Below are 24,466 nucleotides of genomic sequence, written 5' to 3' on the forward strand. Positions count from 1 at the left end.
CCGCGTCCTCAGCGAACGGCGTCACCGACTCACCCGGTAGACGACGACGCCCTCACCGGAGAACACGGGCTCCCCGAGCGCGGCATCGAGGAGGCCTTCGAGCTCACCGGTCCCGCCCGGGGTCAGCGGCGCCTCGGGCGCGAGGACGACGAAGTCGACGCCATCGGCGCGCAGGCCCTCGACCCCGGCGGTGACGGCCGGATCGGAGGCGGCAGGCACCGGGGCGCCGTTGAAGATCGTCGCCCGCAGCGCGGCATCGAGGTCGTCCTCGGGTGCGGAGTAGATGATCGGCGAGCTCGGGCTCGAGCCGATGAAGTACCCGCCGGTCTCCCGGTAGCGGAAATCGGCCACCGACTGCCACACCATCGCCTCGTCCGCGTGCGGAGCCGCCCAGGCCAGCGGGCGCGGGAGGGTCTTGACGACGGCCCCCTCCGGGATCACCTCGGCGATGGATCCGGTGTAGAAGTCGGGCACGTAGACCTCACGGGTCGGCTGGGCGCCGGGCAGGACGACGACGGCGGACACGGCGAGGAGGGCGAGCATGCCGATGCCCGCCCGGGTGCTGCGGCGCTCGAGCGCCCACTGCAGCCCGCAGCCGAGGATCGCCCAGAGCGCGATCGTCGAATGGAGGACGAGGCGCATCGGCAGGATGTTGTTGAGGACCGGGATCGCCTCGACGAGGGCGAAGGGTCCCGCGCCGAGGAGGGGCTGACCGGCGAGGAGGACCGGCGATCCGAGGGAGAGGAGGAAGACGAGGGTCCCGGAGACGGCGGCGATGCGCACGGGCACGACCCATCTCCCCCGCCGTCCGAGGGTGAGGATGATGAGGGCCGCGGCGATGAGCGCGGGGAGGCCGACGTAGGCGCCGATCTCCGCGCCGTCGAGGTCCATGACGCGCGGCAGCGGCGACTCCCCGGTCCCGAAGAGCGTCGGCAGGCCCGGCACGATGGGGTCGAGGAGATCGGTGTTCCACACGCCGTGCGGACGGATCGCCCCCGACGGCGCGTTGGGCCCGGCCATCGTCATCAGCAGCGGCAGGGCCGCGAGCAGGGCGATGCCGGCGCCGAGGAGGCCGCCGGCTCCCAGCCGCAGCCAGCCGGCCGGCGACAGCAGGGAACGGCCGCAGACGATGAGGGCGGCGAGGAAGCAGAGGAACGCGAGGAAGGTCCCAGCGAGCACCTCGGTGGAGACGTAGAACTGGAATCCGAGGACGACGCCGAGGCCGAGGCTGAGCAGCCAGAAGCGGCGTCCGCCAGGTCGGCCGGTGCGCGGACCGGACAGGAGCGCGAGAACGAGGGCGGCGACGAGCGGCGGGGTGACGGCGAACGCGAGGTTCGGGTGGCCCGAGAGCTGCGCGATGACGTAGGAGGAGAAGCCGATGCCGGCCGCGGCCGCGAACGCGGGTCCGCGCTTGAGGAACCGGCGGAAGAGGATCGCGCACGCCAGCGAGTTGAGCACCGGGAGGCTGAGGATGAGGGCGTTGTAGGCGATGATCGGCCCGGCCACCCACGTCAGCGGGGCGAGGAGGATGGCGATGCCGGTCAGCGAGGTGTTCCAGGCGCCGTTGACGCCGCCGGCCAGCGCATTCATCGCCTCGGTGTAGAGGAAGCCGTCGCCGGTGCCGGCGAGACCCCCGCCGAAGCCGAGGAGGCCCGCGAGCACCTCGGCGCCGTGGCCGAGCCACCAGATGAACAGGGAGGAGTCGTCGTTGCCGGCCGACACGGTGCCGCCCGGGTCGGCGGCGACCCCGCCGAAGACGGTGATGCTGCCGAGCGTGAGGGCGAGGGCGTACCACGCCCAGGGTCGCAGTCGCGCCAATGCAAAGGGCTCCCGACCTGTCGGCCGGGAGCCCTTCACTGCGCTGATGTCAGCTGCCTGCAAGCTTCTCACGCAGGGCTGCGAGTGCTTCGTCGCTGGCGAGCGTGCCTTCGTCGCCCGACTCCTCGGAGGAGAAGGACCCGGTGGCGGGAGCGGCGTCGGAGCCCGATTCCGCGGCGCCGGCCTCGGCGTCTGCGGCAATCGCCTTCGCGACCTGCTTCTTGTGCTCTTCCCAGCGCGACTGGGCGGCGGCGTACTGCTGCTCCCAGACCTCGCGCTGCGCCTCGAAACCCTCGATCCACTCGTTGGTCTCGGGGTCGAAGCCTTCGGGGTACTTGTAGTTGCCGTCCTCGTCGTACTCCTGCGGCATGCCGTAGAGAGCGGGGTCGAGGAACTCTTCGGCCTCGGGGTCGACGCCTTCGTTCGCCTGCTTGAGCGAGAGCGAGATGCGGCGGCGCTCGAGGTCGATGTCGATGACCTTGACGTAGATCGTCTCGTCGACGGAGAGACCTGCTCCGGGAGGTCGACGTGGCGCACGGCGAGCTCGGAGATGTGGACGAGGCCCTCGATGCCGTCCTCGACGCGCACGAACGCACCGAACGGAACGAGCTTGGTGACCTTGCCCGGCACGATCTGGCCGATGACGTGGGTCCGGGCGAAGTGCTGCCACGGATCTTCCTGCGTCGCCTTGAGCGAGAGCGAGACGCGCTCCCGGTCCATGTCGACGTCGAGAACCTCGACGGTGACCTCGTCACCGACGGTGACGACCTCACCCGGGTGATCGATGTGCTTCCAGGACAGCTCCGAGACGTGCACGAGTCCGTCGACACCACCGAGGTCGACGAAGGCACCGAAGTTGACGATCGAGGAGACGACGCCCGGACGGACCTGACCCTTCTGGAGGGTCTGGAGGAAGTCGTGGCGGACCTCGGACTGGGTCTGCTCGAGCCAGGCGCGGCGCGAGAGGACGACGTTGTTGCGGTTCTTGTCGAGCTCGATGATCTTCGCCTCGACCTGCTGCCCGATGTAGGGGGCGAGGTCGCGGACGCGACGCATCTCGACGAGCGAGGCGGGGAGGAAGCCGCGGAGGCCGATGTCGACGATCAGGCCGCCCTTGACAACCTCGATGACGGTGCCGGTGACGACCCCGTCCTCTTCCTTGATCTTCTCGATGTCGCCCCAGGCGCGCTCGTACTGCGCACGCTTCTTCGACAGCATGAGACGGCCCTCTTTGTCCTCCTTCTGGAGAACGAGTGCCTCGATGGGGTCCCCGACCTCGACGACTTCGCCGGGATCGACATCGTGCTTGATGGAGAGTTCACGCGAAAGGACGACGCCTTCCGTCTTGTATCCGATGTCGACGAGGACCTCGTCGCGATCGACCTTGACGACGGTGCCTTCGACGATGTCGCCATCGTTGAAGTACTTGATCGTCTCGTCGACGGCGGCGAGGAAGTCCTCAGCGGTTCCGATGTCATTGACAGCGACCTGCTTCGGCTGCACCGATTCCGGCGTGGTGGTGGTCATATAGGTAGGGACTCCGATGGAATTGTGTCCCGGATCCGATACCCTTGATCTGCTGTGACACAGCCTGTGGGGAATCGCATCCGGTCTCGATTACGATTATGGACTTGTATGCATACGCACATACGGTTGTCAATACTAGCATCATTCAGGGCGTGAATGCACCCTCGGAATCCGAGGTGATCTGCCCGTTCGACCGCGGAGGACTCATGAGCGACGGAAGCTATTCGACAGAGGTCATCAGCGGCGGGTACCTGCCCATCGACGAAGAGGCGTCAGTGCGCGCCAATCGCAGCTATTGGGACAACTCCGCCGAGGACTACCTCGCCGAGCACGGCAGCTTCCTCGGCGCCTCCGATTTCATCTGGTGTCCCGAGGGAATTCACGAATCCGACGTCCATCTCCTCGGTGACGTCGCCCGCCGCCAGATCCTCGAGGTCGGGTGCGGGGCCGGCCAGTGCTCCCGCTGGCTCGCCGAGGAGGGGGCGATCGCCACCGGCATCGACGTCTCCGCGGGCATGCTCGAGCAGGCCTCGCGCCTGCAGCGGGAGAATCCGCTGAGCGCCGACGCCACTCCCCCGACGTTCGTCCGCGCCGATGCCCGCCAGCTGCCGTTCGCCTCGAACAGCTTCGACATCGCGTTCTCCGCGTACGGGGCCCTCCCCTTCGTCAAGGACGCCGAGGTGGTCCTCGCCGAGGTGGCCCGCGTCGTCCGTCCCGGCGGGAAGTGGGTGTTCTCGACGACGCATCCGATGCGCTGGATGTTCCCCGACGTGCCCGGGGAGAACGGGCTGACCGTCGAGTACTCGTACTTCGACCGGACCCCGTACGTCGAGATCGCCGCCGACGGTCAGCCCGTCTACGCCGAGCACCACCGGACGATGGGCGACTGGGTGAGCCTCCTCGTGGCCGCCGGCTTCCGGATCGACGCGGTCACCGAACCCGAGTGGCCCGACTCCAACGAGACGGCGTGGGGCGGCTGGTCGCCCCTGCGCGGTGCTCTCATGCCCGGCACCGTGATCTTCTCGACAACCCTGCCCGAGGCCTGACCTCTGCCCGAGGTTTGAATTCTGCCCGGGGCCTGACCCGTGCCCCTACTACGCGACTGCCGGGCCGCCGGACCGCCTCGGCGCGAACTTCCGTCGATCACGCGGCAGCTGCCCCTCGATCAAGGGGCAGCGCGGATAGCGGGTCGTGCACGGGCCGCTATCCGTGCTCCGGCTTGATCGAGAGCGCGCCAACGCGATTTCCGCGCTGCCGCGAGATCGAGAGCGGGGCGGCCGCGAACCTCGGTCGAGGACCTCGTCAGTCGAGGACGGAGAAACGGTCTCCGAGCGCGGTTCTGCCCGTCAGCGCCAGGAGCACGCGCTCTCCGTCGCCTCCGAGGGCAGCCAGTCGGGCTGCGATACCGAGCGATTCGACCAAGGGACCGTCCGGCGCCGAGGCGGTGATTGCGGCAGCCGCGGCAATGTCGAGACGTGCACGGTGAGTTCGAACGTCCGCGTCGGCAGATAGGCACTGAGCAGCATCGGGCCGGCGGCGGTCGTCATGACGCGGTCCTCAGCCGACTGAACGAGCGGGATGACCCGGTCGGCGATCGCGCTCAGCGCACGCCCGGGGTCGCTGCCGAGGGCCTCACCGGCGGCGACGCCCCGCTCGAACACGGCGCCCGGATCGGTGCTCGTCTGCGTGGCGACGAAGGCGAAGTAGGCCTCCGGGCTCTCGAGCGCCACCTCGTCGGCGGGAGCGACCAGGTAGGCCTCAACGGTGAGCAGTGACCTGCTCGTGTGACCGACGAGGGCACGGAGACTCCAGTCGCCCAGGCCGGGTCCGTCCCATGCGCGCGGGTCGATGCGGTCGACGAGGGACTCGACCCAGCAGGCCGCCTCGGCGAAGTTCTCGGTCAATCGCCCGTCCATGTCGACAGTCTAGCCAGGTTCGGACCACCACCTCGGCGCACGATCCTGCTCGTGCCCACGCCACACCGCCCTCAGTGGGCGGCGGCATGCCAGACTCAGTGGGCGGCGGCGTGCCAGGAGGCGCCGGTGCCGACGTTGACGTCGAGCGGGACGTCGAGTTCGTACGCCGATCCCATCTCCTCGGTGACGATGGCCTTGACCTCGTCGGCCTCCTCGGGGTGGAGGTCGACGATGATCTCGTCGTGGACCTGGAGGAGCATCCGGGATCGGAAGCCCTCGAGGCGGTCGGCGACCTTGAGCATGGCGATCTTCATGATGTCGGCCGCCGAGCCCTGGATCGGGGCGTTGAGCGCCGCGCGCTCGGCCATCTCCCGCAGCTGCCGGCGGTCGCTGTGGAGTGCCGGCAGATAGCGCCGGCGGCCCATGATCGTCTCGGTGAAGCCGTTGTCCCTGGCCTGCTCGACGATCTCGTCGAGGTAGTCCTTGACGGCGCCGAAGCGCTCGAAGTACTGGTCCATGAGACCGCGGGCCTCATCGACGCCGATCGCCAGCTGCTTCGACAGTCCGAATGCGGAGAGTCCGTAGACGAGGCCGTACGACATCGCCTTGACCTTCGAGCGCATCGTCGCATCGACCTCGTCGATGCCGACGGAGAAGACCTTCGAGCCGACGTAGGAGTGGAGGTCCTCGCCGTCCTTGAACGCCTGGATGAGCGCGGCGTCCCCGGACAGATGCGCCATGATGCGCATCTCGATCTGCGAGTAGTCGGCGGTGAGGAGCAGTCCGCCCGGCACGTGCGGGTCGGCGACGAAGACCTCCCGGATGCGCCGGCCCGACTCCGTGCGCACGGGGATGTTCTGCAGGTTCGGGTCGAGCGAGGACAGGCGGCCGGTCGCCGCGACCGTCTGCTGATACGTCGTGTGGATGCGCCCGTCCTCGGCGACGGTCTTGCCGAGGCCGACGACGGTCTGCTTGAGCTTCGTCGCGTCGCGGTGGGCGAGCAGGTGCTGGAGGAACGGGTGCTCGGTCTTGACGAAGAGCTCGGCCAGCGCATCCGCGTCGGTCGTGTATCCCGTCTTCGTCCGCTTCGTCTTCGGCATGTCGAGTTCGTCGAAGAGGACCGTCTGGAGCTGCTTCGGGGAGCCGAGGTTGACCTCGTGGCCGATCGCCTCGTACGCGAGTTCGGCACTTGCCTGCGCCTGCTTCGTGAAGTCCTCGACGAGTTCGGCCAGCCCCGCTTCGTCGATGGCGATGCCGGCGAGCTCCATGCCGGCGAGGACGGGCACGAGCGGCAACTCGATGTCGCGGTAGACCTGGGTCATGTTCGCCTCGTCGATGGCCGTCGCGAGGATCTCGTGGACCTCGAGCAGGGCCGCGGCGTTGGCGCCGTGGGTGCGCGCGGTCGCGTCGGTGTCGAGGTCGAGGGCGAGCTGACCGTCCTTCGCTTCGGCGGGGGCGAGGTCGATGCCGGCGCGCTCGGCGGCGATGTCGCGCAGTTCGTAGCTGCGCTGGTCGGGCACGAGGAGGTACGCGGCCAGGGCCGTGTCCCCGGCGACGTCGGTGAGGTCGATGCCCACCGAGCGCAGGGCCTTGATCTGCACCTTCGAGGAGTGGAAGATGAGCGCGGCCTTCCGCAGGGCGGCCTCAAGGGCGGCCAGGTCGGCGTCGCTCGCCTCTCCCAGGTCGACCACCGAGGCGGTCCCCGGCTGGGCGGAGACCGCGAGGAAGCGCACATCGCCGTGTCCGAGTTCGTACGTCCCGTCGGTGTCGAGCGCGAGGACATCCGCCTCGGCGATGGAGTCGAGGAGGGCGGGCACAGCGACCGTCGCGATCTCGACCTCCCGGGCGGGGGCGGACTCCGCCGCCTCCGGGGTCGCGGCGTCGCCGAAGATCGCCGCCAGGCGCTTGCCGAGGGCCTGGAACTCGAGCTGGTCGAAGAGGCTGCTGAGCTCGGCCGGGTCGCCCTCGCCCCATTTCAGGTCGGCGAAGTCGAGGCCGAGGTCGAGGTCGTCGAGGAGCCGGTTGAGGCGGTAGTTGCGTTCGACCTCGGGGATGTGGTCGCGCAGCTTCTCCCCCACCTTGCCGCCGATCTCGTCGCGTGCTCGAGCACGCCGGGCAGGTCGCCGTGGGCCTTGAGCCATTTCGCGGCGGTCTTGTCCCCGACTCCGGGCACGCCGGGCAGGTTGTCGGCCTTCTCCCCGACGAGCGCGGCCAGGCCCCGGTAGTTGGCGGGGGTGACCCCGTACTTCTCCTCGATCGCCTCGGGCGTCATCCGCACGAGGTCGCTGACCCCGCGCTTGGGATAGAGGATCGTCACGGTGTCGGTCGAGAGCTGGAAGGAGTCCTTGTCCCCGGTCATCACCTCGACCGCGGCGCCGGCCTCGGTGCCCATTGTCGCCATCGTCGCGAGCGCGTCGTCGGCTTCGAAGCCCTCCTTCGTCACGACCCGGATGCCCATGGCGGTGACGATGTCCTTGATGAGGTCGATCTGCGGGTGGAACTCCGGCGGGGTCTTCGCCCGCCCCGCCTTGTACTCCGGGTACTCCTCGAGGCGGAACGTCTCCCGGCCGAGGTCGAAGGCGACGGCGACGTGGCTCGGCGATTCGTCGCGGAGGACGTTGATGAGCATCGAGATGAACCCGAAGATCGCGTTCGTCGTCTGGCCGGTGCTCGTGGAGAAGTTCTCCGCCGGGAGGGCGTGGAAGGCGCGGTAGGCCAGCGAGTGACCGTCGATGAGCAGGAGGGATTCGTTAGCGTGACTCACATGCCTTAGCCTAGCGTTCATCACGGACATGAGAAGGAGATCGATGGTGGTTCCGCACGTATCGCTGACAGCAGAGACGACCGAGGACGAGGCTAAGGGTCTGCTCGACCAGCTCAACGCCCAGGGCGCCGGGGGTGGGCTCGCCGACCGGATGGGCATCGCGTTCACCGGCATCGGCTTCGACTGGATGAGCGCGACCGTGCCGGTCGCAGGCAACACGCAGCCGATGGGCCTCTTCCACGGCGGCGGTCACGTCGTCCTCGCGGAATCGCTCGCCTCGATGCATGCGTTCCTCACCAGCGGCGGGAAGAACGTCGTCGGCGTCGACCTCAATGCCACCCATCTGCGGGCGATGCGCGGAGAGCTCGTCACCGGGCGCGCCGAGGTGCTCCACCGCGGCCGCACGCTCATGTCCCACGAGGTGAGGATGACCGACGAGGAGGGTCGGCTGCTCTCGATCGTGCGGATCACGAACATGATCCTCGCCTCGAAGGCGCAGTAGGCCGCCCGGCGGTCGGGTCGTTGGGTGGGCACCGCTCACCGGGTGGGCAATGCTTGCCGGATGGGCAGCGCTCACCGTGATGCGCCGAGGCGGTCGACCGCCTCGGCGCGGTGATCGTTTCCGCACGCACGACGCCCCGGTCGCGGTTCTCTCCGCGTCCGGGGCCGAGTCGTCTCAACGTGAGCCGGGGTCGGCGCCGATCAGCCGGCAACCGCCCGATGGGAAGGTGTCAGTCCTTCTTCGCGCCGATCTGCTTGAGGACGGTTTCGGCGACTTCGCGCATCGTCAGACGGCGGTCCATCGAGGTCTTCTGGATCCAGCGGAAGGCCTCGGGTTCGCTCAGACCCATCGAGGTCTGGAGGAGGCTCTTCGCGCGCTCGACGAGCTTGCGGGTCTCGAAGCGCTCGGTGAGGTCGGAGATCTCGGATTCGAGCGAGCTGATCTCCGCGTGGCGCGACAGCGCGATCTCGAGCGCCGGGATGAGGTCGGCCGAGGTGAAGGGCTTGACGACGTAGGCCATCGCTCCGGCGTCGCGGGCGCGCTCGACGAGTTCCTTCTGCGAGAACGCGGTGAGGAGGACGACGGGGGCGATGCGGGCCTTGGCGATGCGCTCGGCCGCGGCGATGCCGTCGAGGATCGGCATCTTGATGTCCATGACGACGAGGTCGGGACGCAGCTCTTCGGCCAGCCGGATCGCGGATTCGCCGTCCGCGGCTTCACCGACGACGTCGTAGCCGACTTCGCGGAGCATTTCGACGATGTCGAGACGGATCACGGCCTCGTCTTCGGCCACGACGACGCGGCGGACGGGCACGGATTCATCTGCGGTGGGTTGTTCGCTGTTGGAAAGCACGGCACCAGTCTAGACCAGGCATGCCTGCGCATCAGCCGTTTCCCCTGTGAGGACAGCCACCCATGGGGCAAGGCGATTGGGCGATGCCGCGTGCCCTGCCGTAGAGTTGTCGATGTCGGGAACGGTGTTCTCGACGAGCCGGATTGGCGGAATCGGTAGACGCGGCGCACTCAAAATGCGTTGTCGAAAGACGTGTGGGTTCGAGTCCCACATCCGGTACCACGGCGACGTGTCCCTGCATCGCGCCTGCGATATCGCGGCACGTTCAGCACTTTCGGGTCGGCACAGACGCCACTCTCGGCACGACTCAGCAGCAGTGCATCCGTACGCTTGCGGAGCTTCGTGCAATTGACACCAGTGGCCTCCGCAGACTCGTGATTTCGCGCCAAGCTCATGGCGACCCCTGGGATTCTGCGCCAGGTAGATGACGGCCCCTGAGGTTCTGCGCCAGGGTCATGGCGAAATCGCACTCATTTTCGCCATGGGCGTGGCGCACAATCGCCGCCGAGGTGGCGCACACGCGATTCATGCAGTGAGTCGGGGACCGCAGAGAGAGCGCGAGACCAACGAGGTGCGCCGGGGGTGCGAGGATTTCAGAAAACTTGACAACGAGCACTTGCCGGAAGCCAGGAGTCCCTGAGTTCAAGCGGCGAACAGGGCCTCGAGCGATGAGAGCGGGTGACGGGAGTCGAACCCGCCTCTAGACCTTGGGAAGGTCTCATTCTACCGATGAACTACACCCGCGAAGTGGAACATCTCCCAATGTAGCCGATGTCAGGCGACTATGCGCAGTCGACGCGCGAATCGAGACACCGATCTGCGGTGAGGCGCGTGTCGCGGACGTGCAGAACGCACGCGACCGTCCGGCCCGGAGGCCGGACGGTCGATGGTGCTCACTCAAGCGGACGCCCCCGTTCAGGGGCGGGCGCAGCAGGAGATCTCAGTCCCGCGAGATCTCAGACGCGCGAGCTCTCAGTCCGCGCCCCGGCAGCGGATCCAGCAGCACCCGCAGTTCCGGAGTCGGCGACGGACTTCTGCGCATCGCCGACGACGTTCGAGCCACCGGCTACCGGAGCAACCGCACCCGTGGCGCCGTCCGCACCCGAGACACCGTCCGCGCTGGCACCGTCAGCGACGTCCTCGGTCACCGGCACATAGCCGTCGATGCGCTTCGCGTCGTACCGGGTGACGTCGAGGATGCCGTGGCGCTTCGCGACGATCGCCGGGATGAGCGCCTGACCGGAGACGTTGAGCGCGGTACGGCCCATGTCGACGATCGGTTCGATCGCGAGCAGCAGTCCCACACCCTCGAGCGGCAGGCCGATCGTCGACAGCGTGAGGGTGAGCATGACCGTGGCACCCGTCGTCCCGGCGGTCGCGGCCGACCCGATGACGGAGACGAAGATGATGAGCAGGTACTGGATGGGTCCGAGCTCGATGCCGAAGAACTGGGCGACGAACACCGCGGCGATCGCCGGGTAGATGGCCGCGCAGCCGTCCATCTTCGTCGTCGACCCGAACGGCACGGCGAAGGCCGCGTACCCCTGCGGGACGCCGAAGTTGTCGGTCGCGACCTTCTGCGTCACCGGCATCGTCCCGATCGAGGAACGGGAGACGAAGCCCATCTGCGTCGCCGGCCACACACCGGAGAAGTACTGGCGCACGGAGAGTCCGTTGACGCGGGCGAGCAGCGGGTAGACGACGAAGAAGACGATCGCGAGTCCGATGTAGACGGCGACGACGAACCACAGCAGGGATCCCATCGTCGACCAGCCGTACGAGTTCACGGCGTTGCCGATGAGGCCGAGCGTGCCGATCGGGGCGATCCGCACGATCCACCACACGACCTTCTGGACGACGGCGAGGGCCGCCTCGGCGAATTCGAGGAACGGCTCGGCCGCCTTGCCCACCTTGACCGCGGCGATGCCGAGCGCACCGGAGACGATGATGAGCTGGAGGACGTTGAAGTTGACCTCCGAGGCCAGCGCGCCCGTGTCATCAGGTGCCGTCGCGACCTCGAGGCCGAGGAAGTTCACCGGGATGAGCCCGGTGAGGAAGCCGATCCAGCTGCCCTCGCTCGACGGCGCCCCGCCCTGCAGGGACGCGGCGTCCGCGTGCGCGCCGGGCTGCATGACGACGCCGATGATGAGTCCGATGATGACGGCGATGAGCGCGGTGAGCGCGAACCACAGCAGCGTCGACACGGCGAGCTTCGCGGCATTGGTCACCTTGCGCAGGTTGCCGATGCTCGCGATGATCGCGGTGATGATGAGCGGCACGACGGCCGCCTTGAGCAGGGTGACGTACGAGGACCCGATGGTCTCGAGCGTCGTCCCCAGCCAGTTGTCCTGCGTCTCGCTCACAGGTCCCCACGAACGGGCGACGAGCCCGAGGACGACACCGGCGATCAGCGCGATCGTCACCTGCACCCCGAACGACTTCGACCAAGCCGGCAGTCTCATATGGTTCCTTTCGACGGTGGCACGGGCACAGCGGCGCCCGTGGAAAACTCAACTCACTGCACAACTGTTGAGCAATCCGTCGAATTCCGCAAACCGGAGTGACATGGATCGCAACTTCGCCGAGGCGGCCAACCATCCCGTACGACTGGATCCCCGCCGAGGTGGTCGACCAGAAGAGCAGTGGCCGGCCGTCCCGGACGACGGCACACAGAAGGGCCCGACCGGAGAGGTTCTCCGGTCGGGCCCTCACTGCTGCCGGACACGAGCCTCACGCGCACAGCGCGAGCGCTCAGTTCACGCGCTCAGTCCAGACGCTCAGCCCTCCGCGGACTGCACGATCGGGATGTCGCGGGTGATCGGCGCCTCGGACACGACGCCGTACCCGGCGAGGGGATCCTCGTCGCTGTCGCTCGAGTCCTGGTACGCCGCGGCCACGCCCTTCGCGGCATCGCCCATCGTGTGGATGCGCAGGGCGTTCGTCGACCCGGGGATGCCGGGAGGCGATCCGGCGACGAGGATCGACTGGTCGCCTTCGCGGGCGGTGCCGTCGGCGAGCAGCACCGCGTCGACCTGCCGGGCCATCTGGTCGGTGTGGCGGACGGTCTTGACGAGGTAGGGCCGCACGCCCCACGTCAGCGCGAGCTGGTGACGGACCTGCGGATCGGGGGTGAAGCCGAGGATCGGCCACCGCGGACGCAGCCGCGACATCCGGCGCACGGAGTCACCGGTCTGCGAGAACGTGCAGAGCAGATCGATGTCGAGCTGCTGAGCGATCTGCACGGCGGCGGCCGTGACGGCGCCGCCCTTCGTGTGCGGGACGGTGCCGAGCGGACGGATCCGATCGAGCCCGTGCTCCTCCGTCGAGGAGATGATCCGGCTCATCGTGCGGATCGCCTCGACCCAGTGGGCACCGACCGAGGTCTCCCCCGAGAGCATGAGCGCATCGGCGCCGTCGAGGACCGCGTTCGCGCAGTCGCTCGCCTCGGCGCGGGTGGGCCGTGAGGCCTCGATCATCGTCTCAAGCATCTGCGTGGCGACGATGACGGGCTTGGCCTGCTGGCGCGCGATCTCCACGGCGCGCTTCTGCACGATCGGCACCTGTTCGAGCGGCAGTTCGACGCCGAGGTCGCCGCGGGCGACCATGATCCCGTCGAAGGCGTCGATGACGGCGTCGAGCTCCTCGACGGCCTGCGGCTTCTCGAGCTTGGCGATGACGGGGGCGCGCACGCCGACCTCGTCCATCACGGCGTGGACGTCGTCGATGTCGGCGGGGCTGCGGACGAAGGAGAGGGCAACCCAGTCGAACCCGAGGCCCAGACCCCATTTGAGGTCGTCGATGTCCTTCTCCGACAGCGCCGGCACGGACACGGGCACACCGGGCAGGTTGATGCCCTTGTGGTTGGAGATCGGACCGCCGATCTCGACCTCGGTGACGACGTCGGTCTCGGTAACCTCGGTGGCCCGCAGGCGCAGGCGGCCGTCGTCGATGAGCAGCGGGTCGCCGACGGACACGTCGTTCGGCAGCGTCTTGAGCGTCGTGCTCACGATCTCCGCGGTGCCGGGCACGTCGCGGCTCGTAATCGTGAAGGTCGCCCCGTCCTCGAGGTACTCCTTGCCGTTGGCGAAGGTGCCGACTCGGATCTTCGGACCCTGGAGGTCGAGGAGGACGGCGACGGCGCGGCCGGTGTCGAGAGCGGCCTGGCGGACCCAGGCGAACTTCTCCTCATGCTCTTCCCGCAGCCCGTGGCTGAGATTGAATCGGGCGACGTCGACGCCCTCATCGACGAGTGTGCGGATGTCTTCGTAGGAATTCTGATTCGGACCCAGTGTTGCGACTATCTTTGCTCGCCTCATGCACTCCACCCTACCTGCACCTCAGGAGTCACATCGACCCTTCTCCGGCAGGAGATCCCTGCCGGAGAGCCGATGCACGCCCTTGTGCGTATTCTCAAATAGTGACACAGATCATTTTACACTGTGAATCCGGTGTCGCGCGGCCGGACCGGTGCCGGAAGCCGCGTCGACCCCGTGAGGTACGTGTCGACCTCGGCGGCGACCGCCCGTCCCTCGGCGATCGCCCAGACGATGAGCGACTGCCCGCGGCCGGCGTCACCGGCGACGTAGACGCCCGGCTGTGACGACGCGTAGCTGTCGTCGCGGACGAACGCTCCGGTGTCGGCGACGTCGAGGCCGAGCGCCTCGGACTCCGGTCCGGAGAACCCGAGCGCGAGCAGGACGAGGTCCGCGTCGAGGACGTGCTCGGTGCCCGGGGTCGGGATCCGCTTCCCGTCGACGAACTGCGTCTCGGAGACCTCGATGCCGGCGACCTCGCCTTCGCCGTTGCCGGCGAAGCCCGTCGTCGACGCCAGGTACTGCCGGGTGCCGCCCTCCTCGTGGGAGGTCTGGACCTCGAAGATCCGCGGCACCGTCGGCCACGGGTCGCGTTCGCTGCGCGAGGCCGGGGGCTTCGCGCCGATCGCGAGCGTCGTCACCGAGGCGGCCTCCTGGCGCAGCGCTGTGCCGAGGCAGTCGGCGCCCGTGTCGCCGCCGCCGATGATGATGACGTTCTTGCCCTTGGCGCTGATCGGCGTGGGATCCCGCCGGCCTGAGCCTTGTTGCTCGGGACGAGGAAGTCCATCGCGAATTCGACGCCGTCGAGCTCGCGCCCGGCCACCGGCATGTCCCGGGGCACGGTCGCCCCGGTGCAGACGATGACGGCGTCGAAGCGCGACTGGAGCTGCTCGAGGGTGATGTCGACGCCGATCTCGACGTCGGTCTCGAAGCGCGTGCCCTCGGCCCGCATCTGGTGGAGACGCCGATCGATGTGGTGCTTCTCGAGCTTGAAGTCGGGGATGCCGTAGCGCAGCAGCCCGCCGAGGCGGTCGTCGCGTTCGTAGACGACAACGGTGTGCCCGGCGCGGGTGAGCTGCTGGGCCGCGGCGAGTCCGGCCGGACCCGACCCGACGACGGCGACGGTGTGCCCGGTGATGCGGTCGGGGATCTGCGGCTGGATGAGACCGGCGGCGAAGCCCTCGTCGACGATCGTCACCTCGACCTGCTTGATCGTCACGGCCGGCTGGTTGATGCTGAGCACGCACGCGTTCTCACAGGGCGCCGGGCACGCCCGACCGGTGAATTCCGGGAAGTTGTTCGTCGCGTGGAGGAGGTCGACGGCCCGCGGCAGCTCGCCGCGGTACATCGCATCGTTGAACTCCGGGATGAGGTTGCCGAGCGGGCAGCCCTGGTGGCAGAACGGAACGCCGCAGTCCATGCAGCGCGACGCCTGGCGCCGCAGCTGCTCGGGGTCGCCGGCCTCGTAGACCTCGCGGTAGTCGAGCAGGCGGATGGGAACCGGGCGGCGCTGCGGCAGCTCGCGTTCGGTGACGGTGAGGAATCCGTGCGGATCAGCCATTGGTGACCTCCAGAATCTTGCGCCAGGCGGCGTCCGAGTCCGCTGGCGTGCCCTCGGCGGCCATCTCGGACTGGATGTCTCGCACCGCCTGGTAGGCGACGGGAATGATCTTCGTGAAGCGGGAGAGGACGTCCTCGCCGCGGCGCAGGCCGTCGAGCAGCTGGGCGGCCAGCGGCGAGTCCGTCCATTCGACGTGCTCGCCGAGCAGCCGCTCGAGGACCTCCATGTCATCGACGCCGACCCCGGTGAAGCGGAAGACGCCGGCGGCGCGCTCGTCCGGGTTGAGCCGGGCCGGGTTGAAGTCGAGGACGTAGGCGGTGCCGCCGGACATGCCGGCCGCGAAGTTGCGTCCCGTGCCGCCGAGGATGACGGCGACCCCACCGGTCATGTACTCCAGGCCGTGGTCGCCGATGCCCTCGACGACCGCCTCGGCGCCGGAGTTGCGCACCATGAAGCGCTCCCCCACCTGACCGGAGATGAAGAGCTTGCCGCTGGTCGCGCCGTAGCCGATGACGTTGCCGGCGATGACGTTGTGCTCGGGGCGGGTCGGGTTCTCCGGGGCCGGGTGGACGGCCACGGTGCCCCCGGACAGTCCCTTGCCGACGTAGTCGTTGGCGTCGCCGGTGAGGTCGATGCTCACCCCGACCGGCAGGTACGCGCCGAGCGACTGCCCGGCGGTGCCGTGGAGTTCGAGGCGGATCGTGTCCTCGGGCAGGCCGCGGTCGGCGTAGGCCCGGGTGACGTGATGGCCGAGCAGGGTGCCGACGCTGCGGTCGGTGTTGACGACCGTCGAGGAGATCGTCACCGGCGACTTCGTCTCGATCGCCTCCCGAACCTGGTCGAGCAGCTGCGGGTCGAGCTCCCCGTGGAAGTCGCGGAACACCTGACCGGCGCATTTGCGGGCCACCGAGGTGTCCCCGGAGAGGTTGCCCGGGACCGTGAGGATCGTCGAGAGGTCGAGGTCGAGACCGGACTCCCGGGCCCGGTCCTCGTCGACGCGCAGGCGCTCGACGGCGCCGATCGCCTCGTCGAGGGTGCGGAAGCCCAGCTGCGCGAGGTACCCGCGGACCTCCTCGGCGATGAACGTGAAGAAGTTGACGACATGGTCGGCCTGGCCCGTGTAGCGCGAGCGCAGCAGCGGGTTCTGCGTGGCCACGCCCACCGGGCACGTGTCCTTGTGGCACACGCGCATCATGATGCAGCCGGAGACGACGAGCGCGGTCGTCGCGAACCCGAACTCCTCGGCCCCGAGGAGGGCGGCGATGATGACGTCGCGGCCGGTCTTGAGCTGACCGTCGACCTGGACGCTCACCTTCTCCCGCAGGCCGTTGAGGATGAGCGTCTGCTGCGCCTCGGCGAGTCCGAGCTCCCACGGGGTGCCCGCGTGCTTGAGCGAGTTGAGCGGGCTCGCGCCCGTGCCACCGTCGTGACCGGAGATGAGGACGACGTCGGCTCCGGCCTTCGCGACTCCCGCCGCGACCGTGCCGACCCCGACCGCGGAGACGAGCTTGACGTGGACCCGGGCCCGGGCATTGGCCCGGCCGAGGTCGTAGATGAGCTGCGCGAGGTCCTCGATCGAGTAGATGTCGTGGTGCGGCGGCGGGGAGATGAGCCCGACGCCGGGGGTCGCATGCCGGGTCTTCGCGATCCACGGGTAGACCTTCTCCCCGGGCAGCTGACCGCCCTCCCCGGGCTTGGCGCCCTGCGCCATCTTGATCTGCAGGTCGTCGGCCTCGGTGAGGTAGTGGCTGGTCACCCCGAAGCGGCCCGAGGCGATCTGCTTGATCGCCGACCGGCGCTCGGGGTCGAGGAGCCGGTCGACGTCCTCGCCGCCCTCCCCCGTGTTCGACTTCCCGCCGATCCGGTTCATCGCGATCGCGAGCGTCTCGTGGGCCTCCTTCGAGATCGACCCGTAGCTCATCGCGCCGGTGGAGAAGCGCTTCATGATCGCCTCGGCGGGTTCGACCTCGGCGATGTCGATGGGGCCCTCGGCCCCGGGCACGAGGTCGAGGAGGCCGCGCAGGGTCATCAGCTCACGCGACTGGTCGTCGACGGCGCGCGTGTACTCCTGGAAGATGTCGTAGCGCTTCGACGCCGTCGAGTGCTGGAGCTTGAAGATCGTCTCCGGGTTGAACAGGTGGCCCGGCCCCTCCCGGCGCCACTGGTACTCCCCGCCGACCTTGAGGGGCCGATGAGAGGGGCGCGGATGGTCGTCGCGGTGGGCATCGGCGTGGCGCGCGGTGTTCTCCGCGGCGATCTCGCGCATCCCCTTGCCGCCGAGCTGGTGCGGTGTCGACGTGAAGTGCCGGTCGATGAGGTCATCGGAGAGACCGACGGCCTCGAACGTCTGCGCCCCGTGGTAGGACTGCACGGTCGAGATGCCCATCTTCGACATGATCTTGAGCAGGCCCTTGTTGAGCGCGCCGAGGACGTTGGCCACGGCCGCGGATTCGCTCACCCCGGTCACCCGGTCGGAGCGGACGAGGGCTTCGGCGGTCTCCATGAGCAGGTAGGGGTTGACCGCCGAGGCGCCGAAGGACACGAGCGTCGCGGCATGGTGGACCTCGCGGACGTCCCCGGCCTCGACGACGATGCTCACCCGCGTCCGGGACCTCTCCCGCACGAGGTGGTGATGGAGCGCCGAGGTGAGCAGCAGCGACGGGATCGGCGCGAGGTCGGCCGTGGAGTCGCGGTCGGAGAGGATGATGAACACCGCGCCGGCGTCGACGGCGGCGCTCGCCTCGGCGCACAGTGCCTCGATCCGCGCCTCCATCGCGTCGGGTCCGGCGTTGACCGAGTAGAGACCCGAGAGCGTGACGGTGGGACGCGGATTGTCGACGCCGAGGTGGTGGCCCTTGACGTGGCCGATCGCCGCGAGCTCGTCGTTGTCGATGACCGGGCGCGAGAGCATGATGTGCGCGGAGTCGGGGCGGCTGTGCTCGAGGAGGTTGCCCTCCCGACCGAGTCCCGCGGCCATGCTCGTGACGATGTGCTCGCGGATGGAGTCGAGCGGCGGGTTCGTCACCTGCGCGAAGTTCTGGTGGAAGTAGTCGAAGAGCAGCCGCGGGCGCGTCGAGAGGCCCGCGATCGCGGTGTCGGTGCCCATCGCCCCGAGCGGTTCGGCCCCGGTCTCGGCCATCGGGGTGATCAGCAGCCGCAGCTCCTCCTCGGTGTAGCCGAAGGTCCGCTGGCGCCGGCGCACCGAGGCCTGCGGGTGGAGGACGTGGACGCGGGTGGGCAGGTCCTCGAGGCGCTTCGAGGAGTCGGCGACCCACTCGGCGTAGGGGTGCTGGGTGGCGAGCTGGTTCTTGATCTCCGTGTCGGAGATGATCCGCTCGGACTCCGTGTCGACGAGGAACATGCGGCCGGGGGTGAGCCGGCCGCGGCCGACGATGTCGGCCTCGGGCAGGTCGACGACGCCGATCTCACTGGCGAGGACGACGGTGTCGGAGGTCATGACGTAGCGGGCCGGTCGCAGACCGTTGCGGTCGAGCACGGCACCGGCGAGCTTGCCGTCGGTGAAGCCGACGCACGCGGGACCGTCCCACGGCTCCATGAGCAGCGAGTGGTACTCGTAGAAGGCCTTGCGCGACTCCCCCATGCCCGGGTTGTTCTCCCAGGCCTCGGGGATCATCATGAGCATCGCCTGCGGCAGGGACCGCCCCGAGGCGACCATGAGCTCGAGGACGGCGTTGAAGGACGCGGAGTCCGAGGCGCCCGGGGGCACGATCGGGAAGAGGCGCTCGAGGCTCGAGTCGGTCTCGGGCACCGGGGAGGCCAGCAGGTCGGAGGCGAGGTGCGCCTCCCGGGCCCGCATCCAGTTGCGGTTGCCGCGCACGGTGTTGATCTCCCCGTTGTGGGCGATCGTGCCGAACGGCTGGGCGAGCTGCCACGACGGGAACGTGTTCGTCGAGAACCGCGAGTGGACGAGCGCGATGCGCGAGGTCACCCGGTCGTCGTTGAGCTCCGTGTAGTACGGGGCGAGCTGGCCGGTCGCGAGCATGCCCTTGTACGTGATCGTCGCCGGCGACAGCGACGGGAAGTAGATGCCCTCCCGGTCGAGGCGCTTGCGCACGATGTAGGACCGGCGGCGCAGGTCGTCGGCGTCCCGGGCCGGGTAGCGGGCGTCGAACCCGAAGAAGACGTGGCGCATGTGCGGCTGCGTCGAGCGCGCGATCTCCCCGAGCACGCTCTCGTCGCGGGGGACGTCGCGGATGGCGAGGACGCTCAGGCCCTCTTCGGCGGCGATCCGGCGGACGAGCGCCTCCTCGTCGGCGAGCGGCTCCTCCCCGGCGGTCGGGAACTCCCCGGCGGGGATCGGCGACTCGGTCGAGGTCAGGCCGGTGAGGTCGGTGCGGTAGTCCTGGGAGAAGAATCCGATGCCCACGGCGTACTCGCCGGGCGCGGGCAGGTCGATGTCCTGCTCTTCACGGACCACCTCGGCGAAGTAGTCGTGCGGGATCTGCAGGGTGAGGCCGGCGCCGTCGCCGGTGCCCTCGTCGGAGCCGATGCCGCCGCGGTGCTCGAGCTTGCGCAACGCCCTCAGCGCCTGTTCGACGACCTCGTGGTCGGCGGCGCCGCGGTAGCGGACGATGAGAGCGAGACCGCACGCATCGTGTTCGAGCGCGGGGTCGTAGAGTCCGGTGCGCTGCGGCGGGAGTTGTGGGGTCGATGAGGTTTCACGGGACATCGGCTGCCTTCACGGGGTCTAGTCATTCTCCAGCAGACGACGCTGTCTCGAACTGGCTTCGGCATGCCCTGGGGAGATCGTCCTGCGGGCACAGGTGTGACGTGGTTCTCACGGTCGGATTACCAACTTACACCCCGTGAGGGCTCAACGTGAAAACGAGAAAGGACCGAAAGGTGAACCTCAACGTCTCAATTGCCGGACTTTTCGTCCTCTCCTCCGCGGTTCCGCGACCGCACATCGGGGATGATCGAGATCGCCGAGGTGACCGCTCCGAAGAACCCGAACCCGGGCTTCTCGTCGTCCCTGCCCCGCGGCTTCCGCCGCGCACCGGCCCGGTCGGCCGCCGTGTCATCGGCGGTCGCGGTGTCCTGCGCGGGAGCCTGGCCTTGCGCGGCTGAGCGGGTCGACGCGGCGCCTCCGCCGCCGGGCGTGCCGTCGTGGTCGGCCCCGTCGTCCTCGTGTCGGCCGTGCTTGGCCAGGGCGCGGGCGCCGGGCACGTAGATCGTCGACTCGGGCTCCTTGTGGCGTGAGCGGGAGACGAGGAACCAGATGAGTCCGACGGCGAAGACGAGGATCGATGTCCAGATGTTGAGCCGCAGGCCGAGGACGAGTTCGGCGTCGTCGATGCGCAGCGCCTCGATCCACACGCGTCCGAGCGTGTAGTAGCAGATGTAGAGCGCGAAGACCTGGCCGTGGCCGAGGCGGAATTTCCGCGCGGCGACGATGAGGATGAGGCAGCCGGCGAGGTTCCACAGGGATTCGTAGAGGAACGTCGGCTGGAAGAGCGTGTCGGCCGGCAGCGCGGGATCCGGCCAGTTCGGGTTGAGCTGCCCGTCGATGAACTTGTCGATGCGCAGACCCCACGGCAGGGTCGTCGGGGCGCCGAAGAGCTCCTGGTTGAACCAGTTGCCCCACCGGCCGACGGCCTGGGCGAGGATGAGCCCGGGGGCGGCGGCGTCGAGGAACGGGAGGATCCGGATCCCCTGATAGCGGGCGACGAGCCACGCCGCGAGCATGCCGAGCGCCACGGCGCCCCAGATGCCGAGGCCGCCGTTCCAGATCTTGAACGCATCGAGCGGGTTGCCGTTGGGCCCGAAGTACGGGTCAGGGGTGGAGAAGACGTGGTAGAGGCGTCCGCCGATGATGCCCGCGGGCACGGCGATGATCGCGATGTTCCACAGGTCGTCCTCGTGTCCGCCCATCGCCCGCCAGCGCCGCGAGGTCAGCCACAGGGCGAGCAGGATGCCGGCGAGGATGCACAGCGCGTACGCGTGGATCGTCAGCGGCCCGATGGAGAATCCGCTCCACGTGGGAGACGGAATCGCAGCGGTGATGTCGACGGGGCTCATGCACAGCCTTCCCTGAGTTGCGCGGCGAGATCGGACAGGGCGGCCACGCCGCCGTCGTCGAGGCTGCGGACGAGAGCGGAGCCGACGATGACGCCGTCGGCGTAGGCGGCGACCTCGGCGGCCTGGTCCCGGGTCGAGACGCCGAGGCCGACGCACGCGTGCGGGGCGCCTGCCTCGCGGAGGCGGGAGACGAGGTCGCGGGCATGGTCGTCGACGGACGTGCGCACCCCGGTCACCCCCATCGTCGAGGCCGCGTAGACGAAGCCGCGGCTGGCGGAGACGATGCGGCTGATGCGCTCGGGGGTCGAGGACGGAGCGGCGAGGAAGATGCGGTCGAGGTCGTACTCGTCGGAGGCGGCCAGCCAGTCGGCGGCTTCGTCGGGGATGAGGTCGGGGGTGATGATCCCGGCCCCGCCGGCGGCGTCGAGGTCGCGGGCGAACGCGTCGACGCCGTACTGGAGGACGAGGTTCCAGTAGCTCATGACCACCGGCGTCCCGCCCGCCTCGGCGACGGCGCTGACGGCCGCGAAGACGTCCTTCGTGCGCACCCCGCCGGCCAGGGCCTGCTCGGCGGCGCGCTGGATGACCGGCCCGTCCATGCCCGGGTCGGAGTACGGGAGGCCGACCTCGACGATGTCGACGCCGGAGTCGACGAGGGCGGTCATCGCCTCGATCGACCCTGCGACGGTGGGGAACCCGACGGGCAGGTAGCCGATGAGGGCGGCGCTGCGTCCGGAGTCCGCGATCGCGTCGAGCGTCGCCCCGGTGCGGGGACCTGCCTGCGTCTCTGTCGTGCCTGTCATACCTGCACGGCTCCTTCGTCGAAGTAGTCGAACCACGTGGCGGCCGTGGTCATGTCCTTGTCGCCGCGGCCCGAGAGGTTGACGAGGAGGACCGCGTCGGGGCCGAGCTGTCGGCCGACCCGCATCGCCCCGGCCAGCGCATGGGCGGATTCGATCGCGGGGATGATGCCCTCGGTGCGGGCGAGCAGCTGCAGGGCCTCCATCGCCTCGTCGTCGACGACGGGTTCGTAGGTGACGCGGCCGGCATCGTGGAGGTACGAGTGCTCGGGTCCCACCGACGGGTAGTCGAGACCTGCCGAGACCGAGTGCGAGGGCCGTGTCTGGCCGTCCTCGTCCTGGAGGATGTAGGTCGCCGACCCGTGGAGGACGCCGGGGCGACCCCCGGAGAAGCGGGCGGCGTGCCGTCCGGAGTCGATGCCCTCTCCCCCGGCCTCGAAGCCGTAGATGCGGACCTCGGGGTCGTCGAGGAACGCCGCGAAGATGCCCATCGCGTTCGATCCGCCGCCGACACAGGCGAGCACGGCGTCGGGCAGGCCGCCGGTGGCCTCGCGCAGCTGGTCGCGGGCTTCGTCGCCGATGACGCGCTGGAACGCGCGGACCATCGCGGGGAACGGGTGGGGACCGGCGACGGTGCCGATGACGTAGTGCGTGCTGCCGACGTTGGCGACCCAGTCGCGCATCGCCTCGTTCATCGCGTCCTTGAGGGTGCGGGTGCCGTTCGTCACGGCGTTGACCTTCGCCCCGAGCAGCCGCATCCGGGCGACGTTGAGCGCCTGGCGCTGCGTGTCCTCCTCGCCCATGTAGACCTCGCACTCCATGTCGAGGAGGGCCGCGGCGGTCGCCGTGGCGACCCCGTGCTGGCCGGCGCCGGTCTCGGCGATGAGCCGGGTCTTGCCCATCCGCTTGGCGAGCAGAGCCTGACCGAGGGCGTTGTTGATCTTGTGGCTGCCCGTGTGGTTGAGATCCTCCCGTTTGAGGAACACGCGGGCCCCGCCGCAGTGGGCGGAGAACCGCTTGGCCTCGGTGAGCAGGCTCGGGCGCCCGATGTAGGACACCTGCAGCTCGTGCAGCTCGGCCCCGAACTCCGGATCGACCTGGGACTTGCGCCAGGTCTCCTCGATCTCATCGAGGGCCGGGATGAGGGCTTCGGGAATGAACCTGCCGCCGAACGCACCGAAATACGGTCCGGTCTCCTGGCTGGTCTCGGTCATGGTGCGTCCTTTGCGGGTCGTGGTGCGTCCGGCACCGAGGCGGCCGGGGCCGTCTCGGGCGCCGTGCGGGTCAGCGGCTGGGGTGGGGCGTCCGGGGTGTCCGGGCGGCGACCGGCGGCGGTGAAGGCGCGACGGCCGCGGCGGGATCGCCGTCGCGGACGAGGGCTTCGCCGACGAGGGCGACGTCGGCGCCGTCGCGCGCGTAGTCCTCGATGTCGGTTACCGAGGCGACCCCCGACTCGGCGACGAGCGTGGCCTCGGCCGGGGCGAGGGCCGCCAGCGGTGCGAATCGTCCCGTGTCGACGCTGAGGTCCTTGAGGTTGCGGGTGTTGACGCCGATGAGGCGGGCGCCGATGTCGATCGCGGTGGCGAGTTCGGCTTCGCTGTGGGTCTCGACGAGCGCGGTCATCCCGAGGGAGGCGGCGAGGTCGTGGAACTCCCGCAGCTGGGCGGGGCTGAGCGCGGCGACGATGAGGAGGACGAGGTCGGCGCCGTGGGCGCGGGCCTCGTGGAACTGGTACTCGTCGACCATGAAGTCCTTGCGGAGGACGGGCAGGTCGACGGCCGCGCGAACCGCGTCGAGGTCGGCGAGGCTGCCGGAGAAGCGCCGGCCCTCGGTGAGCACGCTGATCGCCCGGGCGCCGCCGGCGGCGTAGAGGCCGGCGAGTGTCCCCGGATCGGGGATCGTCGCGAGATCTCCGCGGGAGGGCGAGCGGCGCTTGACCTCGGCGATGACCCCGAAGTCGGCGCTGAGGTCGAAGGGGCGGACGGCCGGTGCGGCCGCTGTCGCGTCGCGGACGGCCGTCAGCGGGACCTCGCGCCGACGGGCGGCGAGGTCCTCGGTCACCCCGGTGACGATGTCGTCGAGGACGGTCATGTGCGCTTCGGCTTGTTTCCCAGTCCGACGGCGCGCAGGATGATGCCGACGATGAGGCCGAGAACGGTGACGCCGCCGCCGATGTAGGTGATCATCGGGGCATGGATCGTGAAGCCCACGCAGCCGATCGAGAGTCCGATGAGCATGATGATGACGCCGGTCCACCCGGCGACGGAGTTGCCGTGACCGGGATCGGCGATCGCAGCGTAGTCGATCGTGGACTTATCGAGATCGGCGGCACCCGAGCGGGCGACTGATTGCGACATGGTGCTCCTTATGCTG

The 24,466-nt window shown here is 69.2% G+C and carries 15 protein-coding genes, 2 tRNA genes and 2 pseudogenes; 3 read left to right on the forward strand and 16 right to left on the reverse strand.

Annotation, left to right across the window (positions count from 1 at the left end; all coding sequences use genetic code 11):
- Window positions 1–21: 21 nt before the first annotated feature.
- Window positions 22–1,890: a hypothetical protein gene (locus tag AC2W7K_RS02295; RefSeq protein WP_376871089.1), complete on the reverse strand. Its 1,869-nt coding sequence runs from the start codon at window positions 1,888–1,890 to the stop codon at window positions 22–24.
- Window positions 1,868–3,345 (reverse strand): annotated as a pseudogene (gene rpsA / locus AC2W7K_RS02300) (30S ribosomal protein S1). Before rpsA ends, AC2W7K_RS02295 begins: the two are co-directional and overlap by 23 nt.
- 206 nt (window positions 3,346–3,551) lie before the next feature.
- Here rpsA and AC2W7K_RS02305 point away from each other — a divergent pair.
- Window positions 3,552–4,391 carry a class I SAM-dependent methyltransferase gene (locus AC2W7K_RS02305; protein WP_137824113.1) on the forward strand — a complete coding sequence of 280 codons (840 nt, stop codon included), beginning with the start codon at window positions 3,552–3,554 and terminating at the stop codon, window positions 4,389–4,391.
- Between the two features lie 300 nt (window positions 4,392–4,691).
- On the opposite strand, the gene AC2W7K_RS02310 is transcribed toward AC2W7K_RS02305, so the two are convergent.
- The 3 genes from AC2W7K_RS02310 to AC2W7K_RS02320 form a co-directional block, all read right to left on the reverse strand.
- Complete coding sequence (locus tag AC2W7K_RS02310; RefSeq protein WP_486005700.1) at window positions 4,692–5,261, reverse strand: maleylpyruvate isomerase N-terminal domain-containing protein; 570 nt, start codon at window positions 5,259–5,261, stop codon at window positions 4,692–4,694.
- Between the two features lie 95 nt (window positions 5,262–5,356).
- On the reverse strand, window positions 5,357–7,339 hold the full coding sequence (gene polA, locus AC2W7K_RS02315; protein ID WP_486005701.1) for a DNA polymerase I: 1,983 nt from the start codon (window positions 7,337–7,339) through the stop codon (window positions 5,357–5,359).
- Window positions 7,237–8,025, reverse strand: a complete 789-nt coding sequence (locus AC2W7K_RS02320) for a 5'-3' exonuclease (RefSeq protein ID WP_486005702.1) — start codon at window positions 8,023–8,025, stop codon at window positions 7,237–7,239. Before AC2W7K_RS02320 ends, polA begins: the two co-directional genes overlap by 103 nt.
- A gap of 43 nt (window positions 8,026–8,068) precedes the next feature.
- Between AC2W7K_RS02320 and AC2W7K_RS02325 the strand changes: the two genes are divergently transcribed.
- Complete coding sequence (locus tag AC2W7K_RS02325) at window positions 8,069–8,527, forward strand: hotdog fold thioesterase (RefSeq protein ID WP_211979175.1); 459 nt, start codon at window positions 8,069–8,071, stop codon at window positions 8,525–8,527.
- A gap of 229 nt (window positions 8,528–8,756) precedes the next feature.
- Here the strand turns inward: AC2W7K_RS02325 and AC2W7K_RS02330 are convergent, their stop codons facing one another.
- Window positions 8,757–9,380, reverse strand: coding sequence for an ANTAR domain-containing response regulator (locus tag AC2W7K_RS02330; protein ID WP_232623608.1), 624 nt, complete (start codon window positions 9,378–9,380; stop codon window positions 8,757–8,759).
- A 137-nt stretch (window positions 9,381–9,517) separates the two neighbouring features.
- Between AC2W7K_RS02330 and AC2W7K_RS02335 the strand changes: the two genes are divergently transcribed.
- Window positions 9,518–9,602: transfer RNA gene (locus AC2W7K_RS02335), tRNA-Leu, on the forward strand.
- 451 nt (window positions 9,603–10,053) lie between these two features.
- Here AC2W7K_RS02335 and AC2W7K_RS02340 read toward each other — a convergent pair.
- The 10 genes and pseudogenes from AC2W7K_RS02340 to AC2W7K_RS02385 form a co-directional block, all read right to left on the reverse strand.
- Window positions 10,054–10,124, reverse strand: a tRNA-Gly gene (locus tag AC2W7K_RS02340).
- 212 nt (window positions 10,125–10,336) lie between these two features.
- Window positions 10,337–11,842 (reverse strand): dicarboxylate/amino acid:cation symporter, encoded by a 1,506-nt coding sequence (locus tag AC2W7K_RS02345; protein ID WP_249121056.1) that lies wholly within the window; start codon window positions 11,840–11,842, stop codon window positions 10,337–10,339.
- Between the two features lie 315 nt (window positions 11,843–12,157).
- A complete protein-coding gene (pyk, locus tag AC2W7K_RS02350) occupies window positions 12,158–13,696 on the reverse strand; it encodes a pyruvate kinase (protein ID WP_198498858.1) in 1,539 nt (512 codons plus the stop codon).
- 116 nt (window positions 13,697–13,812) lie between these two features.
- Window positions 13,813–15,254: pseudogene (locus AC2W7K_RS02355) on the reverse strand (glutamate synthase subunit beta).
- On the reverse strand, window positions 15,247–19,944 hold the full coding sequence (gene gltB, locus AC2W7K_RS02360; protein WP_211979173.1) for a glutamate synthase large subunit: 4,698 nt from the start codon (window positions 19,942–19,944) through the stop codon (window positions 15,247–15,249). Before gltB ends, AC2W7K_RS02355 begins: the two are co-directional and overlap by 8 nt.
- 188 nt (window positions 19,945–20,132) lie before the next feature.
- Window positions 20,133–21,293, reverse strand: coding sequence for a prolipoprotein diacylglyceryl transferase (lgt, locus tag AC2W7K_RS02365; RefSeq protein WP_211979172.1), 1,161 nt, complete (start codon window positions 21,291–21,293; stop codon window positions 20,133–20,135).
- Window positions 21,290–22,096, reverse strand: coding sequence for a tryptophan synthase subunit alpha (gene trpA / locus AC2W7K_RS02370; RefSeq protein WP_211979171.1), 807 nt, complete (start codon window positions 22,094–22,096; stop codon window positions 21,290–21,292). The genes lgt and trpA overlap by 4 nt, the downstream gene beginning before the upstream one ends.
- Window positions 22,093–23,307: a tryptophan synthase subunit beta gene (gene trpB / locus AC2W7K_RS02375; RefSeq protein WP_198498863.1), complete on the reverse strand. Its 1,215-nt coding sequence runs from the start codon at window positions 23,305–23,307 to the stop codon at window positions 22,093–22,095. Before trpB ends, trpA begins: the two co-directional genes overlap by 4 nt.
- 70 nt (window positions 23,308–23,377) lie before the next feature.
- Complete coding sequence (trpC, locus tag AC2W7K_RS02380; protein WP_486005703.1) at window positions 23,378–24,184, reverse strand: indole-3-glycerol phosphate synthase TrpC; 807 nt, start codon at window positions 24,182–24,184, stop codon at window positions 23,378–23,380.
- A complete protein-coding gene (locus AC2W7K_RS02385) occupies window positions 24,181–24,450 on the reverse strand; it encodes an HGxxPAAW family protein (protein WP_198498865.1) in 270 nt (89 codons plus the stop codon). The genes trpC and AC2W7K_RS02385 overlap by 4 nt, the downstream gene beginning before the upstream one ends.
- Window positions 24,451–24,466: the final 16 nt, after the last annotated feature.

Source organism: Brevibacterium sp. LAARM2_SD2 (assembly GCF_057364785.1).